A 14,958-nucleotide genomic window follows, 5' to 3' on the forward strand; every position below is an offset into this window, starting at 1 on the left:
GTGCAGCCAGCAAATGAAACACCCGAGCGGCCATCGGGCCGACTCCACCGGGCCCCGAGCCGACTCCACCGGGCCCGTGTCCTCTACCGCAACGTGTCGAAGCGGAAGATGGCCTGGCTGCTCCTCAAGGACACCGTCAACTCGTGCATCGAGTACCGCATCCTCGGGCTCGCCGCCGAAGCGGCCTTCTTCACCCTGCTCTCACTGCCTCCGCTGCTGCTCAGCCTCATCGCGCTGCTCGGTTACGTGGACGGCTGGACCAACACGGACACCGTCGCCAGCATCAACAAGAACATCCTGACCGCCGCCCAGTCGGTCCTCTCCGACCGGGGCGTCCACGATTTCGCCGAGCCCCTCCTGGCCGACGTCACCAAGGGGAAACGGCCGGAAATCGTCTCCCTCGGCTTCGCCTTCGCGCTGTGGTCGGGCTCCCGGGCCGTCAACGTCTTCATCGACACCATCACGGTGATGTACGGGCTCGACGGCCACCGGGGCATCGTGCGCACCCGGATGCTCTCGCTGCTGCTCTACATCGTGGCCCTCCTGATCGGCGCGGTGGTGCTGCCGCTCGCGGTGGTCGGCCCGGACCGGGTGGTCGAGCTGATCCCGTGGGGGACGGATGTGATCAGCGTTCTGTACTGGCCCGTGATGATCCTCCTTTCGGTGGCATTTCTGACCACCCTCTTCCACGTCTCGGTGCCGGTCCGCTCGCCGTGGATCGAGGACGTGCCGGGCGCCCTGGTCGCCCTGGCGATGTGGGTGCTCGGCTCGTTCCTGCTGCGGATCTACCTCACCAACACGGTCGAGGGCCCCACGATCTACGGCTCGCTGGCCGCGCCCGTCGCCGTGCTGCTGTGGATCGGCGTCTCGGCCTTCGCGGTGCTGGTGGGCGCGGCCGTCAACGCGGCGATCGACCGGGTGTGGCCGTCGGTCGCCACGGCCGCTGCCCGCGCCGCCAACGAGCGGGCCAAGACGGCCCAGGCCGCCGAGATCGTGGCCCGCGCGGCCCAGGCCCGGGCCGCCTACCAGGGCGACCCGGACGACTACGACCCCGCCGACCCCGGGATGCCGTCGGAGTACCCGGAGCGGTGGTCGCGCTTCCTCCCGCCGGACGACGTGAAGTCCCGCCTGCACGGGACGCGGGACCCGCACGGGCGCGACAAGCCCTAGCCGTCCTGGAGCGCGTCGGTGATCGCCCCGAGCGACGTGGTCACCAGCGTCGCCCCGGCCGCCCGCAGGTCCGCCGCGGAGGCGGCTCCGTCGGCCAGGCCGATGTAGGGGACGCCGAGCCGGGCGGCGCTGGCGGCGGCGCCGGGCATGCGGCCGACGACCAGTGCGTCGGCGACGGTCCCGACGGCTTGGAGGATGGCGTCCTCGCCCATCTGCGTCCGCGCCCGGATCCCGGCCAGGTCGCCCGCCGCGTCCCCGAGCACCCTTTCCACCGCCTCCGCGTCCCCACCGGTCACGACGACGACCCGCCGCCCCGACGCGACGAGCGCCCGGATCGCCTCTTGGGCATGCGGGCGGGAGAGGGTGCCGTCGTGGTCGACGAGGACGGTGCGGACGGGGGCGAGGAGGGTGCGGAGGGGGGTGAGGGAGGGGTGGAGGGTGACACGGGCCAGGAAGTCGCCGCCGCCCTGCCCCAGGGACTGGGGCTTGCTCAGCCGTGCGTCGACCCTGACCTGCGCGAGGTCGAGCTGGGCGAGTCCGTGCTCGCGGACCAGAGGGGCGAGTTCGTCGCTCAGCCAGCGCCGGACCTCGTCCACCGCGGCGGGGCTGTCCAGCAACCACCAGGCGACGTCCGCCCGAGCCGTGAAGGCCAGGCCGTCCACGGCGCTGGGGAGGGGGAACTGGAAGGTGATGCGGCGCCCCGACGGTGGCTCGATCCGCCGGAACCACACGATGTGTCCGGCCTCCTCGAACCGCTCGTACTCCTCGGCGCCGCGGGCATCGAGCATCCGGTGGAGCGCGTCCGGTACACACACGTCGACCACGCCGGCGCGAGCCGTGTCCGCCGGAGTCGGCGGAATGCCGATGACGAACTTGGCCCGGCTGTACTGGCCGTCCGGATCCACCAGGACGCGCAGCCGTACGGATTCGAGTTCGGTGCGCGGCATGTCCCGGATCAGCCGCGCGGGCAACTCCTCGACGATCTGTTCCAGTACGGCGAGCGGCGGGGCGGCGGGGCGGACCAGAAGGCGGGTGGCGGCGCCGTAGGGCTCCGCGGCCTCCGGTGCGACGCCGAACACCGCTTCGACGGCGGTGAGCAGCGAGGCGGGCACGGGTCGCAGGGCGCTGTCCGGCAGGACCTCGACGACCACCAGCGGGTGGGACGACACGATCCGCAGGAGGTCCCGCCGCTCCCTCACCATCCGCAGCAGCTCCGCCAACTCCCCCCGGTGCCGCGCCGCCCACTCGCCGGGCATCCCCTCCAGCGGATCGCCCGCCCACAGGCCGAGCGCTCTCTCGTACCGGTCCAGGGCCAGGGATCGTTCGCCCGAGGACTCGGCGGCCTCGGCCTGGAAGACGAGCTGTTCGGCGCTGAGCAGGTCGATGTCGGCGCCCTTGAGCGTCATCCGGTACGTCTCGTCGGCCGTGCCCACGACCGGGTGGCCCAGGAGCCTCAGCCGGTTCGCGACGTCGCGGACGTCGTCCCGCCAGTTCGGCTCCCACAGCTCGGTGCCCGCGATCCGATCCCCTTGCGCCAGCACCAGCGCGCACAGCATCCGCAGCTCGGGGCCGTCGGAGTCCGGCGCCGGGATGCCGTTGACCCAGGCCTCGGGCGGGCCGAGCAGGCGGTAGACGCGGCGGGTGGTGGAGGGGGAGGACAGCAGGTCGGCGGCGGCTCGCGAGCGGGCCCTGCGCGAGCCGTCCAGGAGCCCGAGGATCGTCGATGCGAGGTCGGAGGGGAGGTGGGCGAGGGCAGCGCGCGGTGCGGCCTCGGGCGTGGTGGACTCCGTCGCCGCCGACCGGGTGCCGACCGCCATCCGGAAGAGCAGCCGTCCCGCCTCCAGCAGGTCGTCCTCCAACCGAGGCCCCGGGTCGTGCCGGACGCCCGGATCGCACAGCAGCGCCCCGCGCTCGGCCGACAGCAGGACGTTCTCGGCCCGTACGGAGCCGTGGACGATGCCCTCCTCGTGCAGGGCGTCGAGAGCGGACAGCAGCTCCCGGCCGGTTTGCAGGACGTCCTCCACCGGCCACCCGTCCGGGTGCCGCGCCATCGCCTCGTCCAGCGTCGGCGCCTCCACCAGCTCGGTCACCAGGCACCACGCGTCCTCGGTCGCGAAGGCGTCGAAGTTCAGCAGCAGATGGGGGTGGTGGATGGCGGCGACCTCGCGGGCCCGGGCGAGGAAGCCGTGTGTGGGGGCGGACCTTCCGTCCGTTGGGAGGCGGTAGAGCGTGACCGCCACCATCTGTCGCAACGTCAGCTCCCGGGCTCTCCACACCTCACCGGGCGGTCGTGGTCCGATCCGCTCCCGCAACTCGTACCGCCCCTCAAGCACCCGCCCCCCGCCCACCTCCTCCGGCCCCCGGAGCAACCGCACACTCTCCCGGCTCACCAGCGCGAACGGATCCCCCGGCACCGCCCCCACCGGTCCGCCCCGCGCCGCCACCAGCGCGCGGAACTCGCCCGGGACCGCCCCCGCCATCGCCTCGATGCGGGCGTTGACCCGGCTCAGCAGTCCGCTCGTACGGACGTGGGCCGTGTGCGGCAGGGTGCCGAGCAGGACCTCGCGGACGCCGGGCCGGAAGTCGTACGCGCCCGGCGGGCCCGGCACCGCCGTGAGCATGCCGCTCAGGACGACCTCGGCCAGGTGCTGCGGCTGCGGGTGCGGCTCCACGGCCGCGTGCACGAGCCGCATCACCGGCAGATGCGCGCACCCCACCGCCAGATGCGCCGCGAGCCGGAACGCGGCCGGGGACGCCACCGACCTGAACCGCAGCACGAGTTCGTCGGGCGGCAGGTCGAGGACCGGAGCCGCCGTCTCCGCGCACGGCGGCCGCCCCCCGAGCACCGCCGCCGCGCCCGGCACCTGCGTCCCGCCGCGCGCCCCCACCAGCTCCGCCCAGTTGCGCAGCCAGCGCGCGGCGGGTTCGAGGACCGGCACGGGGATGCCGCCGGGCACGGTCGCGGCCACGTCGCTCTCGTACGGGAGGAAGGTGAGCGAGGCCCCCGCCGCCCCCGGGCCCGGCGCGCTCAGCAGTCCGGCGGCGGGTGCGAACGCCGTGTACTGCCACAGCCGTTCCGGCAGCGGCTGGACCACGGCGACCGGCAGGGTGCGGGCCCAGCCGCGCAGCGTGCGGTACCAGCGGCGCCCGGCCGGGCCGTCCCGCCACTGCGGGCCCATACAGTCGCTGAGGACGAGCACGGCGGTACGGCTGGTCGCCGCCGGGCGCGCCGGGAGCCCGCCGTCGGCGGCGAGCGGCAGCACCTCCACCGTGCGGAACGCGCCCGTCTGGGCCAGCGCCCGGTGCAGATCGCGCAGCAGCGGGCGCCACATCGCCATCGTCGGACCCGCGTCGAAGACGATCCGCAGGTGCAGCCAGCGCTCCGGGCGCGGGCGCAGTACGGGGAACCACCACTCGGGGCGGTCACCGGCCAGCGCGCCCCGGTGGGCGGTCGCCGTCTCGTCCAGCTCCCGCTCGTACGCCGACGGCACCCGCCGTTTCAGCGGGCGCACGGCCCGCTGAAGCGCCAGGGGGTGCGCGAGCATCGCGGGCGCGGGTGCGAGGAGGGGCGCGTGCTTGCCGCCGGGCTCCGGCGCGGGCGCGGGGGGCGGGGGTGTGCGCAGCGGTACGCGGTCGGGTTCCTCCGCCCGTACGGGCGGGTCGGGCTCGGGCGCCTCCGGCTCGGGCCCCGGTCCCTCCACCGCGGGCTCGGGGCGCCGGTCGGGCAGCCGCCGGTCCAGGCCGCCGCTGTGGACCTCCGGCTCCGGCCGCATGTGCTGCGCCAGCCACAGCGCCTCGGCGAGCTCCCGCCCCGTCGGCGCACGGCCGCCCGCCGCGGCGAGCACGCGCCGCAGCCGGTCCGCGAGATGCCGTTGCCCGGCGGGCTCAGAACTCATCGGGCCGCAGGCCCTCCGGCTCCAGCTGCTGGCTCAGATACGGCATGAGATGCTCGGCGAGCTGCTCGCGCGAGGCGCCCTGGAGCCCCGAAGTGCGGGTCAGATAGACCGCGTTGAGCAGCTGGTCGGTGGCCAGCTCGCCGCCGGACGCGCGGTGCAGGAACGTGTCGACCAGCTCCAGTGCGTCGTGGTCGAGCTGCCCCAGATGCGCCTCCACGATCGCCTTGAGCTGCTGCTTGTCCGGCTGCTTGAGCTCCAGCGTCACACAGCGGCGCAGGAACGCGGGCGGGAACTCGCGCTCGCCGTTGCTGGTGAGCACGACGAAGGGGAAGGCGTGGCAGCGGATACGGCCCCGGTGCACCGGCACACGGTCGTCGGCGCCCGCCACCATGATGTGCGCCTCGGGGTCGCGGTGCGCCGTCCGTACCAGCTCGGGGATCTCGAACTGCCCTTCCTCCAGGACGTTCAGCAGGTCGTTGGGCAGGTCCAGATCGCCCTTGTCGATCTCGTCGATCAGCAGGACCCGGGGGCGCAGGTGGGGCAGGAGCGCGGTGCCGAGCGGGCCGAGCCGCAGATGGTCCGCGATCTGCTCGCGTCGCGCCACGCCCCAGCCGTCGTCCCTTCCCTCCTCGCGCGCCGCGTACAGCCGCGACAGCGGGTCGTACTGGTACAGCCCGTCGTCCAGCGTGCTGCGGCTGGTGACGTTCCAGCGCAGCACCGGCCCCAGCATCAGCTCGCGCGCCACCGCGTACGGCAGGCTCGACTTGCCGCTTCCGGGCGGGCCCGTCACCAGCAGCGGGCGCCGCAAGTACAGGGCCGCGTTGACCAGTTCGACGCTCTGCTCGGTGACGACGTAGGTCTCGGCGCGGTGGGTGCGGTCCGGTGAGGAGGCCGCGTCGTCGGGGTCCTCGGACGGCGGCGGCAGCACCGGCTTCCCGTTGAAGGCGCGCCAGGGCGGCGGCGGAGGGAGCTGGGTGATGCCGTCGTGCGGCTCGCCGCCGCCGGTGTACACGGGCCACAAGGACATACGGGCTGCTCCAGATCCTTCAGCTCAGCGGGGACCGGTCGGGCGGGGCGACGGCGGGGAAGCGGCGCGGGTCCTCCCAGACGAGGGTGAGCCCGGCCGCCCAGTGCGGCGCGTCCTCGTCGTGCATGAACGCCTCCTTGCGCAACTTCAGTACGTGTCCGGGAAGTTCGCCGGGCGGCAGATCGGCCAGCCAGCGGGCCAGCTCGTCCAGGAAGCCGCTGCCCCGGCACCCTTCGTCGCAGGCGGCCCCGGTGCAGCCGGTGTGCGGCCAGAGCACGATCGGCGAGGGCGCGTTCAGCGCGGCCCCGTGCGGCTCGGTGGCCGCCCGCGCCGGGTCCGGCGGCCGGGCGAAGCCCACCGGGCCGTACACGTCCTGGAGTTGGACGGAAAGCTTGTCCGGGCGGGGCGCCCTGCCGCACTCGATGCGGTGCACGGGGGAGCCGCGGCGGCCGTCGAGGGTCTCCCACATCTGGCGCAGCGTCCACTGGAGCCTCGGGTTCTTGCGGCGCAGCCGGTCCATGACGACGACCGGCGACACACAGCCGAGCGGCGGCTCGATGCCCTTGCGCCGCACCCACTGGTCGACCGGCTTGTGCAGCCAGTTGCGCGGCAGCGCGAACGCGACCAGCGCCCGGCCCCGGTCGTCGAGGTCCCCGAACGCGGCGTCGACCCGGTCCAGGACCCACTCGCGCAGCTGTCTCTCGCCGGTGACGGTGGCCGCGTCGACGAGCCTGCGGCTGCCGTCCCGGTACGCGTACACCTCGACCAGAAGCGCGTTCCGGCCCTCGCCGCTGCGGTTGATCTCCACCAGGACCGGCGACCAGCCCAGGTCGGGGGCCCGGCCGGGGCCGCCGCCCGGGTCGTCGAAGCGGGCCCGGTAGGCGCGGGCCCACTCGCGCAGCCCGCTCCCGAGCCCGGGGTCCGGCGCCGGACCCTCGTCGGCCGCCGCCGCGAGCCGCACCGCGAACTCGGCCAGCGGCAGCGCGCCCGCCCTCGGCACCGACTCCGCCAGCAGATGCCACACGGCCTCCCACAGGTCGGCGAAGCAGCCGTCCGGGGGCGCGAGGCCCAGCGGCCCCACCGCCTGCCGGAACAGCCGGTCCGGGTCGGCCGCGCCCTCGGGCACGCGGGCCAGGAGCGCGGCCAGGGCCCGCTTCTCGGCGGCCTGGTGGCCGGGGGTCGGCACATGCTCGGCGAGCGGCGGCCAGGACCGGGCGAGGACCTGCGCCGAGACCATCCGCACCGGGTCCATCGAGGAGACCATGCCGACCACCTCGCCGCCCTCGGCCAGATGGACACCCGCCCCGCTGAAACCGCCGCTCACCGGCGTCCCGTACCCCTTCCAGTCCTCCAGCTGTGTCCACTCGTTGCTGGTCAACTCGGCCGCGCCGACGCGCAGTTCACTGATGACGCCCTCCTCGTAGTCCTCCGGGAAGCCGTGGGCGAGGAGCTTGGGCGGCGGGTACGCGTACGGCGCGTCCGGGCGGGCGAAGCGGGCGGGGCGGACCGGGACGGCCTCGGCCAGTTCGAGCACCGCCCAGTCGCCGGGGTCCCGGGAGCCGCCCGCCCAGCCGCCGCGCGCCACCACGCGCGCCGCGACCGGCGGGTGTCCCGGCAGCCCGGGAAAGCGCACCTCGGCCCGCTCCTCCTGCCACACCACATGGGCGCAGGTCAGCACCTGGCGGTCGGTGAACAGGAAGCCGGCGCCGACCGCGCCGCCGCACTCGATGTACGCGTGCCAGGAGGGTGACGCCATCACTGAGCTGCCGTGGCTCCGGGGTCCGGGGCGGTGATGGGCGCGGCGGGAGCGCCGCCGGTCCCCGGCGACCAGGACAGCTTCACCAGGAGGTGGCCCTCGACCGCCGTCCTGGCGATCACCGCGCCCGCCTCGGCGGTCAGCTTCACACCGAACTCCAGCTCCACCGCGTCCGGTTTGAGGCGGCCGTCGCGGAAGACGTGCAGCGCGGACTCGGCGGCCGCCCGGATGCCTTCGAGGGCGTTGTCGAACGTACGGGCCGCCTCGGACACCGAGTTGTCGCCCCGGCGCACCAACTTGGCGCCGGAGGAGTGCCGTTCGACCTCCACCACGACCCGCGCGCCTTCGTCGGTCTGGAACTCCATCAGCGCACCCATCGCCGCCCCCTCGCAGCCGTGCCGGACCGGGCGACCATTGTGGCGGAGCACCCCGGCCGCTGTCCGGGTTAGCCTCGAATCATGTACCGAGAGCGTGCCTCGCGGCTGGCCGGCGCGGTGGTCTGGGCGCGCACGGTGGAGCCGGGCGCCGTCCGCCCCGTCCTGCCGGACGGCTGCATGGACCTGCTGTGGCGCGACGGCAAGCTGTTCGTCGCCGGTCCCGACACGCACGCGTACGTCCCGGACGCGGCCGCCGGGGCCCGGTTCGCGGGCGTGCGGTTCGCGCCGGGCGCGGGCCCGGCGGCCCTGGGCGTACCGGCGCACGAGCTGCGCGACCGGCGCGTGGACCTCGACGCGCTCTGGCCGGGCGACGAGGTGCGCCGCCTCGCCGAACGGATCGCCGAGGCACCGGATCCGGCCACCGCCCTGGAGGCCGTGGCGCTGGCCAGGGCCGGGGAACCGGACCCGCTGATGCGGGCGGTGGCCGAGCGGCTCGCGGCGGGCGCCCCGGTCGCCGCGACGGCCGAGGCGGTCGGGCTCGGCGCCCGCCAGCTGCACCGCCGCTCCCTGGACGCCTTCGGCTACGGCCCCAAGACCCTCGCGCGCGTCCTGCGCCTTCAGCGGGCGCTCGACCTCGTGCTCGCGGGCGTGCCGTACGCGCAGGCGGCGCTCGCCGCGGGGTGCACCGACCAGGCGCACCTCGCCCGCGAGATGCGCGGCCTGGCCGGGACCACCCTCACCGCCTACGCCGACGCGGCGAAGAGGGAGACGCCCACCCCGTCCGGGTCGTGGAGCGTCGCGTAACGCTGCCCCCAGAAGGCGTCGAAGGGCTTGAGGTGACCGGCGTATCCGGCCGCCACCAGTTCCTCGTACAGCCGGTCCACCTCCTGCGGACTGTCGCAGACGAAGGCCAGGTCGGCGCGGCCGCCGCTCTGCGGGCGGGTCCAGTCCGGGTCGAAGGAGCGGATCACCTCCTCGGTGTCCCACAGGATCCGGGTGCCGCCCGGGAGCGTGTGCTCCACGTGCGGCTCGCCGTCGGCCCCGGCCGGGATGTCCAGGCCCAGGCGGCGGTAGAAGGCGAGCGAGGCGGCCATGTCGGAGACGATCAGGCCGATGGAGTCGAATCGTGCGTTCATGGCTCCAACGTAGGCTCGGCCCGGCCACGGGTCTTGTACGGAACGGACATGGACGCGGCGCCGGGGCTCGCGGGCCGCCGCCCGACCCGGTCGTGCGCGTTCCGCTTCCGTACCCCCTTGGCGCACTCTGCCTGCCCGGCGGCGCCCGGCCGCGTAGCGTGGGCGCATGGCTGCCGCCGATCAAGCGACCCGGACCGTGCCGAGCCGACAGGCCACGCGCGCCCCGCACCGGGACACCATGCGCCTCGCCCTGGCCGGCGTCGCCCTCGCGCTCGCCTGCGGCGCGGTCCAACTGGCCACCGGCGCCTGGCGGCTGCCGCTCGGCTGGGACGAGACCGTGTACGTCAGCCAGGTCGACCCCCGCGTCCCCGACGCCTTCTTCAGCGAGCCCCGGGCCCGGGGCATCAGCTGGCTCGCCGCGCCCGCCGCCCAGCTCACGGACTCGGTGCCGGTGCTGCGCGCCTGGATGCTGCTGCTCGCGGCCGCCGGGCTCACACTCGCCTTCCGCCCCTGGCTGCCCCTGGTGGGCCGCCGGGTCGTGCTGCTCGCCGCCGTCCTCTTCGCCGGTCTGTGGGTGGTGCAGTTCTACGCGGGCGAGGTCATGCCCAACCTGTACGTGGCGTACGGGGCGCTCGCCGGGGCGGGCTGGTTCCTGCACGCCGCCGCGGATCGCGACCGGCGGCGCGGACCGCTGCTCGCGGTGGCGCTGAGCGTGGCGTTCACGGCGCTCGTACGACCGTACGACGGCGGCTACTTGGCGGTGGCCCTGCTCGCGGCGGTCCTCACGGTACGGGCCTGGCGGCACCCGCGCCTGGCCGTCGCGGTGCTCGGCGGCCTCGCCGCCGGAGTGCTGCCCTGGGTGATCGAGGCGTATCTGCGCTTCGGCGGCCTCCTGGAGCGGGTGCACGGCGCGGGCGAGGCGCAGGGAGGGCTGAGCCTGCACAACGCGCTCGGCATGAACCTGATGACCCTCAACGGCCCGCTGCTGTGCCGCCCCTGCACCTCCGGCTGGCCCAACCCGCATCTGACCGCGGTGTGGTGGCTGGCCCTTCCCCTGCTCACCGCCCTCGGCGTGCTGTGCGCGGCCCGCACGGGGCGGGCGCGCACGGCGCTGCTCGCGGTCTGGTGCGCGGCGGTGCTCGGCGTGCCCTACCTCTTCGGCATCGGCTATGCGGCGCCGCGCTTCCTGATCCCCGCCTACGCGCTGCTCGCCCTGGTCGTCGCCGAGTGCGCGGCAGGGGCGGTGGAGGCGGCGCGGGGACGGTGGCGGCCGGTCGTGGTGGCCGCCCTCGCGGTGTGCCTGGGGCTCCAGCTCTGGGGCCAGTACGGGATCATGGACCGGCGTACCGCACGCCAGCAGGCGCTGCGCTCCGACGACGAGTGGCTGGTGGCCCGGCTCGGGGAGTACGGCATCCGCCCGCCCTGCACGATCGTCGGCGAGCAGTCCCAGCCGCAGGCCTTCTACGGCGGCTGCTCCTCGCAGGCCAGCGACCGCGCGGACCGCACCCAGACGGTTCCGGGCATCGTGGCGGCGGCCCGGCGCACCCCGCTGGCCCTGGTCCAGCCGACGCCGGGCCCGCCCGCCTACGCCCGGTCGTGGCCCGCCCGCAAGGTGGTCACGCCCCGGACGGGGACGGTCTGGTACGTCTTCCTGGCACCCGCTCCCTGAGCTGTTCGCCCGAAAGCGCACGTCGAAGGCCGCTCGCGGCGGGCGCCGGGCCGCCCGATCCATAGGGCGGATCGATACTTGACGGGTGACGGAGAGAAAAACGAATGGATCGGCCTCGGGCCCGCCCGACCCGGACCGCCCCGCCCGCCCCCACGCCCCCCTCGACCTCACCCATCTGCGGACCTTCCTCGCCGTCCACCGCACCGGCAGCTTCACCGCCGCCGCGCGGCTGCTGAGCCTGTCCCAGCCCACCGTCACCACACAGATCCGCGCCCTGGAGCGGCAGCTCGGGCGGGAGCTGTTCGAGCGGCTGCCGCGCGGGGTGGCGCCGACGCCGTACGCCGACGACCTCGTCGCACGCGTCGCCGCCCCGCTCGACGCGCTCGCGGCCGTCGCCGACCGCGGCCCCGGCGACGGCGCGCCCGCGCAGCCCGTGCACCTGGCCGGACCGGCCGAGTTCCTCTGCGTCACCGCACTGCCCGCCCTCGCGCCGCTGGTCGCGGACGGGCTGCGGCTGCACGTCGTCACCGGCCTCTCCGACGAACTGCTCGACGGACTGCGCGCGGGCCGCCACGACCTGGTCGTCTCGACCGTGCGGCCGCGCGGGCGCACCCTGACCGCCGTACCGCTGGCCGACGAGGAGTTCGTGCTCGTGGCCGCGCCGGAGTGGGCGCGGCGGATCGGCGCCGGGCACGTCGCGGCGGACGGCCCGGCCGCGCTGGCCGGGGTGCCCCTGGTGACGTACGCCGAGGACCTGCCCATCGCCCGTCGCTACTGGCGCCACGTCTTCGGCCGCCGCCTCACCGCCGAGGCCGCGCTCACCGTCCCCGACCTGCGCGGGGTCCTCGCGGCCGTGACGGCGGGCGCGGGCGTCACCGTGCTGCCCCGCTACCTGTGCCGCGCCGACCTCGACGCGGGCCGCCTGGTCGCCCTCCTCGAACCCGAGGACGCGCCGATCAACACCGCGTACCTGGTCCAGCGCCCGGGCACCCCCGACAACCCCCAAGTCACGCGCTTACGGGACCGGCTGCTGGCGCTGGCGGGGGAGTGGTGAGCGGGCGCGGATAAATCAGTTGGCCGGGTCCGGGGACCGGCGTTATGGTGACTGCGTTCCGTACGGCGGCCGTTGGCCGGCGTACTCCGGCTGTGAACCCGATCCGGGAGGTGTGAGATGGCTGTCATCGCGATGGGCGCTGCCCTCATCCAGAAGCGCATCAATTCCACTCCCGTGGCCGCCGGCTGAACCCAACGCACCGCCGGGGCCACCCTTGTGAAGGGTCACCCCTTGTCCTCCTCTTCTGCTTTCCGGCAGTCGTCCTCGCAGCACTCCTCCACCTCACACGCCCTGTCTCCCTACGGCTGGGACGACGACTGGGCCGCCGCCTTCGCGCCCTACGCCGACCAGGGCCTGCTGCCTGGCCGCGTCGTCCGCGTCGACCGGGGCCAGTGCGACATCGTCACCGCCGACGGGCTGCTGCGCGCCGACACCGCCTTCGTCACCCCGCACGACCCGATCCGGGTCGTCTGCACCGGTGACTGGGCCGCCGTCGAACCCGTCGGCGACCCCCGGTTCGTCCGCGCGTACCTGCCGCGCCGGACCGCCTTCGTACGCAACACCTCCTCCAACCGGTCCGAGGGGCAGATCCTCGCGGCCAACGTGGACCACGCGATCATCGCGGTCTCGCTCGCCGCCGAGCTGGACCTCGGGCGGATCGAGCGGTTCCTGGCCCTGGCGTGGGAGTCGGGCGCGCAGCCGCTCGTCGTCCTCACCAAGGCCGACCTGGTGCCCGACCCGGTCGGGCTCTCCTACCTGGTCCAGGACGTGGAGACGGCCGCGCCCGGCGTCCAGGTCCTGCCCGTCAGCTCGGCGACCGGCGACGGCGTCGAGGTGCTGCGGGCGATCGTCTCGGGCGGCACCAGCGTGCTGCTCGGCCAGTCCGGCGCGGGCAAGTCGACGCTGGCCAACGCACTGCTCGGCGCGGACGTGATGGAGGTGCAGGCCATCCGGGACGTCGACGGCAAGGGCCGGCACACCACCACGACCCGCAATCTGCTCGCCCTGCCCGGCGGCGGCGTCCTCATCGACACGCCGGGGCTGCGTGGGGTCGGCCTGTGGGACGCCGAGAGCGGTGTCGGGCAGGTCTTCGCGGAGATCGAGGAGCTGTCCGGGCAGTGCCGCTTCCACGACTGCGCCCACGAGGCGGAGCCGGGGTGCGCGGTGCTCGCGGCGATCGAGGACGGCTCGCTGGCCGAGCGGCGCCTGGAGAGCTACCGCAAGCTGATCCGCGAGAACCGGCGGATCGTCGCCAAGACCGACGCGCGCCTGCGCAACGAGATCCGCCGCGACTGGCGCATCAAGTCGGCCGAGGGCCGGGCGAACTACGCGGCCAAGCGGGGCGGCGGCCGCTGACGGCCGCCCGGGGATCCGGACACGGCGCCACGAGCGCCGTGTCCGAATCCCGCGAGTCGAACCGCCCGGCCTCGCGCACACTGGACGTGTGACCACGTGCGAAGAAACCGAGACGTACGAAGAGACCGCGACGTACGAGCAGGCCGACGAGACCCGGTACGAGGCCGTCAGCAGCCGGGACGCCCGCTTCGACGGCGAGTTCTTCTTCGCCGTGTCGACCACCGGCATCTACTGCCGCCCCAGCTGCCCGGCCGTGACCCCCAAGCGCAAGAACGTCCGCTTCTTCCCGACGGCCGCCGCCGCCCAGGGCCACGGCTTCCGCGCCTGCCGCCGCTGCCGCCCCGACGCGGTGCCCGGCTCGGCGGAGTGGAACGTCCGCGCCGACGTGGTGGGCCGCGCCGTCCGGCTGATCGGCGACGGCGTGGTGGACCGCGAGGGCGTCCCCGGTCTCGCGGTACGGCTCGGATACAGCACCCGGCAGGTCCAGCGCCAGCTCACCGCCGAGCTCGGCGCGGGCCCGGTCGCCCTGGCCCGTGCCCAGCGCGCCCACACGGCCCGGGTGCTGCTCCAGACCACCGGCCTGCCGGTCACCGACATCGCCTTCGCGGCCGGGTTCGCCAGCGTGCGGCAGTTCAACGACACCATCCGGCAGATCTACGCCCGTACGCCCAGCGCCCTGCGCGAGGAGTCCGGGACGAAGGCCGGGCGGGGCTCGGCCGCCTTCGCCGCCGGGATCCCGCTGCGGCTCGCGCACCGGGGCCCGTACGCGGCGCGCGCCGTTTTCGACCTGCTCGCCGAGGAGGCCGTCGCCGGGGTCGAGGAGATGACCGGCGAGCCGGGCGCGCGCACCTACCGCCGCACCCTGCGGCTGCCGTACGGCACGGGCATCGTGGCCGTCGACGAGGCGCGCCCGCGCCGGGGCGGCTGGCTTGAGGCCCGTATCCACCTCACCGACCTGCGCGACCTCACCACCGCCGTGCAGCGGCTGCGCCGCCTCTTCGACCTGGACGCCGACCCGTACGCGGTGGACGAGCGGCTCGCGGCCGACCCCCGCCTCGCCCCGCTGGTCGCGGCCCGGCCGGGGATGCGCTCGCCTGGGGCGGCGGACCCGGACGAGTACGCGGTACGGGCGCTGGTGGGCGGGGCAGCGGCGGGGGAGTTGACCGAGGTGTACGGGAAGCGGCTCGACGTGCCGTGCGGCGCGCTCACCCACCTCTTCCCGGAGCCCGGCACGCTCGCCGCGCACCCGGATCCGGCCCTGGCCGCGCTCACCGCCGCGCTCGCGGACGGCAGCCTGCGCCTGGACGCGGGAGCCGACCGCGAGGAGGCGGTACGGACCCTGCGCACTCTGCCGGGCCTCGACGCCCGCACGGTGGCGCGGATCCGTATGCGGGCGCTGGGCGAGCCGGATGTGGGCTTCGACGAGGAGGACGAACTCCGGCGCCCCTGGCGCTCGTACGCCTATCGGCACCTGAGCGCGGCCGACAGGCCCTAGCGCCGTACGGCTTCGCCGACAG

General features: G+C 75.0%; 11 protein-coding genes. 6 read left to right on the forward strand and 5 right to left on the reverse strand.

Translation table 11 applies throughout. From position 1 onward, the window contains the following. A complete protein-coding gene (locus tag BX283_RS30895) occupies positions 1 to 1,170 on the forward strand; it encodes a YihY/virulence factor BrkB family protein (RefSeq protein ID WP_101390731.1) in 1,170 nt (389 codons plus the stop codon). On the opposite strand, the gene BX283_RS30900 is transcribed toward BX283_RS30895, so the two are convergent. The 4 genes from BX283_RS30900 to BX283_RS30915 are packed head-to-tail and all read right to left on the reverse strand — an operon-like array spanning position 1,167 to position 8,226. Further along, a complete protein-coding gene (locus tag BX283_RS30900) occupies positions 1,167 to 5,066 on the reverse strand; it encodes an SAV_2336 N-terminal domain-related protein (protein ID WP_101390732.1) in 3,900 nt (1,299 codons plus the stop codon). The genes BX283_RS30895 and BX283_RS30900 overlap by 4 nt on opposite strands. Next, positions 5,056 to 6,093: a MoxR family ATPase gene (locus BX283_RS30905; RefSeq protein WP_101390733.1), complete on the reverse strand. Its 1,038-nt coding sequence runs from the start codon at positions 6,091 to 6,093 to the stop codon at positions 5,056 to 5,058. The genes BX283_RS30900 and BX283_RS30905 overlap by 11 nt, the downstream gene beginning before the upstream one ends. Positions 6,094 to 6,112: 19 nt before the next feature. Then, positions 6,113 to 7,849 carry a trypsin-like peptidase domain-containing protein gene (locus BX283_RS30910; RefSeq protein ID WP_101390734.1) on the reverse strand — a complete coding sequence of 579 codons (1,737 nt, stop codon included), beginning with the start codon at positions 7,847 to 7,849 and terminating at the stop codon, positions 6,113 to 6,115. After that, positions 7,849 to 8,226: a CU044_2847 family protein gene (locus BX283_RS30915; protein WP_101390735.1), complete on the reverse strand. Its 378-nt coding sequence runs from the start codon at positions 8,224 to 8,226 to the stop codon at positions 7,849 to 7,851. Before BX283_RS30915 ends, BX283_RS30910 begins: the two co-directional genes overlap by 1 nt. Positions 8,227 to 8,307: 81 nt before the next feature. On the opposite strand from BX283_RS30915, the gene BX283_RS30920 reads away from it, so the two are divergent. After that, positions 8,308 to 9,030 carry a helix-turn-helix domain-containing protein gene (locus BX283_RS30920; protein ID WP_101390736.1) on the forward strand — a complete coding sequence of 241 codons (723 nt, stop codon included), beginning with the start codon at positions 8,308 to 8,310 and terminating at the stop codon, positions 9,028 to 9,030. Here the strand turns inward: BX283_RS30920 and BX283_RS30925 are convergent. Beyond that, positions 8,970 to 9,362, reverse strand: a complete 393-nt coding sequence (locus BX283_RS30925; protein WP_101390737.1) for a VOC family protein — start codon at positions 9,360 to 9,362, stop codon at positions 8,970 to 8,972. The two genes, BX283_RS30920 and BX283_RS30925, sit on opposite strands and share 61 nt — an antisense overlap. A 166-nt stretch (positions 9,363 to 9,528) precedes the next feature. Between BX283_RS30925 and BX283_RS30930 the strand changes: the two genes are divergently transcribed. From BX283_RS30930 to BX283_RS30945, 4 genes are all read left to right on the forward strand, one after another. Beyond that, positions 9,529 to 11,031 carry a hypothetical protein gene (locus BX283_RS30930; protein ID WP_143676497.1) on the forward strand — a complete coding sequence of 501 codons (1,503 nt, stop codon included), beginning with the start codon at positions 9,529 to 9,531 and terminating at the stop codon, positions 11,029 to 11,031. An 85-nt stretch (positions 11,032 to 11,116) separates the two neighbouring features. Beyond that, entirely contained in the window at positions 11,117 to 12,085 is a 969-nt protein-coding gene (locus BX283_RS30935; RefSeq protein WP_373979310.1) for a LysR family transcriptional regulator, read from the forward strand. A 231-nt stretch (positions 12,086 to 12,316) separates the two neighbouring features. After that, a complete protein-coding gene (gene rsgA / locus BX283_RS30940; RefSeq protein ID WP_101390739.1) occupies positions 12,317 to 13,441 on the forward strand; it encodes a ribosome small subunit-dependent GTPase A in 1,125 nt (374 codons plus the stop codon). Positions 13,442 to 13,529: 88 nt separating this feature from the next. Then, on the forward strand, positions 13,530 to 14,936 hold the full coding sequence (locus tag BX283_RS30945) for a DNA-3-methyladenine glycosylase 2 family protein (RefSeq protein ID WP_101390740.1): 1,407 nt from the start codon (positions 13,530 to 13,532) through the stop codon (positions 14,934 to 14,936). Positions 14,937 to 14,958: the final 22 nt, after the last annotated feature.

It is taken from the genome of Streptomyces sp. TLI_146, from assembly GCF_002846415.1.
GTDB lineage: Bacteria > Actinomycetota > Actinomycetes > Streptomycetales > Streptomycetaceae > Streptomyces.

Coding starts and splice junctions, on each gene's coding strand:
- BX283_RS30900 (WP_101390732.1), bottom strand. CDS start 5,066: ATGAGTTCTGAGCCCGCCGGGCAACGGCATCTCGCGGACCGGCTGCGG.
- BX283_RS30905 (WP_101390733.1), bottom strand. CDS start 6,093: ATGTCCTTGTGGCCCGTGTACACCGGCGGCGGCGAGCCGCACGACGGC.
- BX283_RS30910 (WP_101390734.1), bottom strand. CDS start 7,849: ATGGCGTCACCCTCCTGGCACGCGTACATCGAGTGCGGCGGCGCGGTC.
- BX283_RS30915 (WP_101390735.1), bottom strand. CDS start 8,226: ATGGGTGCGCTGATGGAGTTCCAGACCGACGAAGGCGCGCGGGTCGTG.
- BX283_RS30920 (WP_101390736.1), top strand. CDS start 8,308: ATGTACCGAGAGCGTGCCTCGCGGCTGGCCGGCGCGGTGGTCTGGGCG.
- BX283_RS30925 (WP_101390737.1), bottom strand. CDS start 9,362: ATGAACGCACGATTCGACTCCATCGGCCTGATCGTCTCCGACATGGCC.
- BX283_RS30930 (WP_143676497.1), top strand. CDS start 9,529: ATGGCTGCCGCCGATCAAGCGACCCGGACCGTGCCGAGCCGACAGGCC.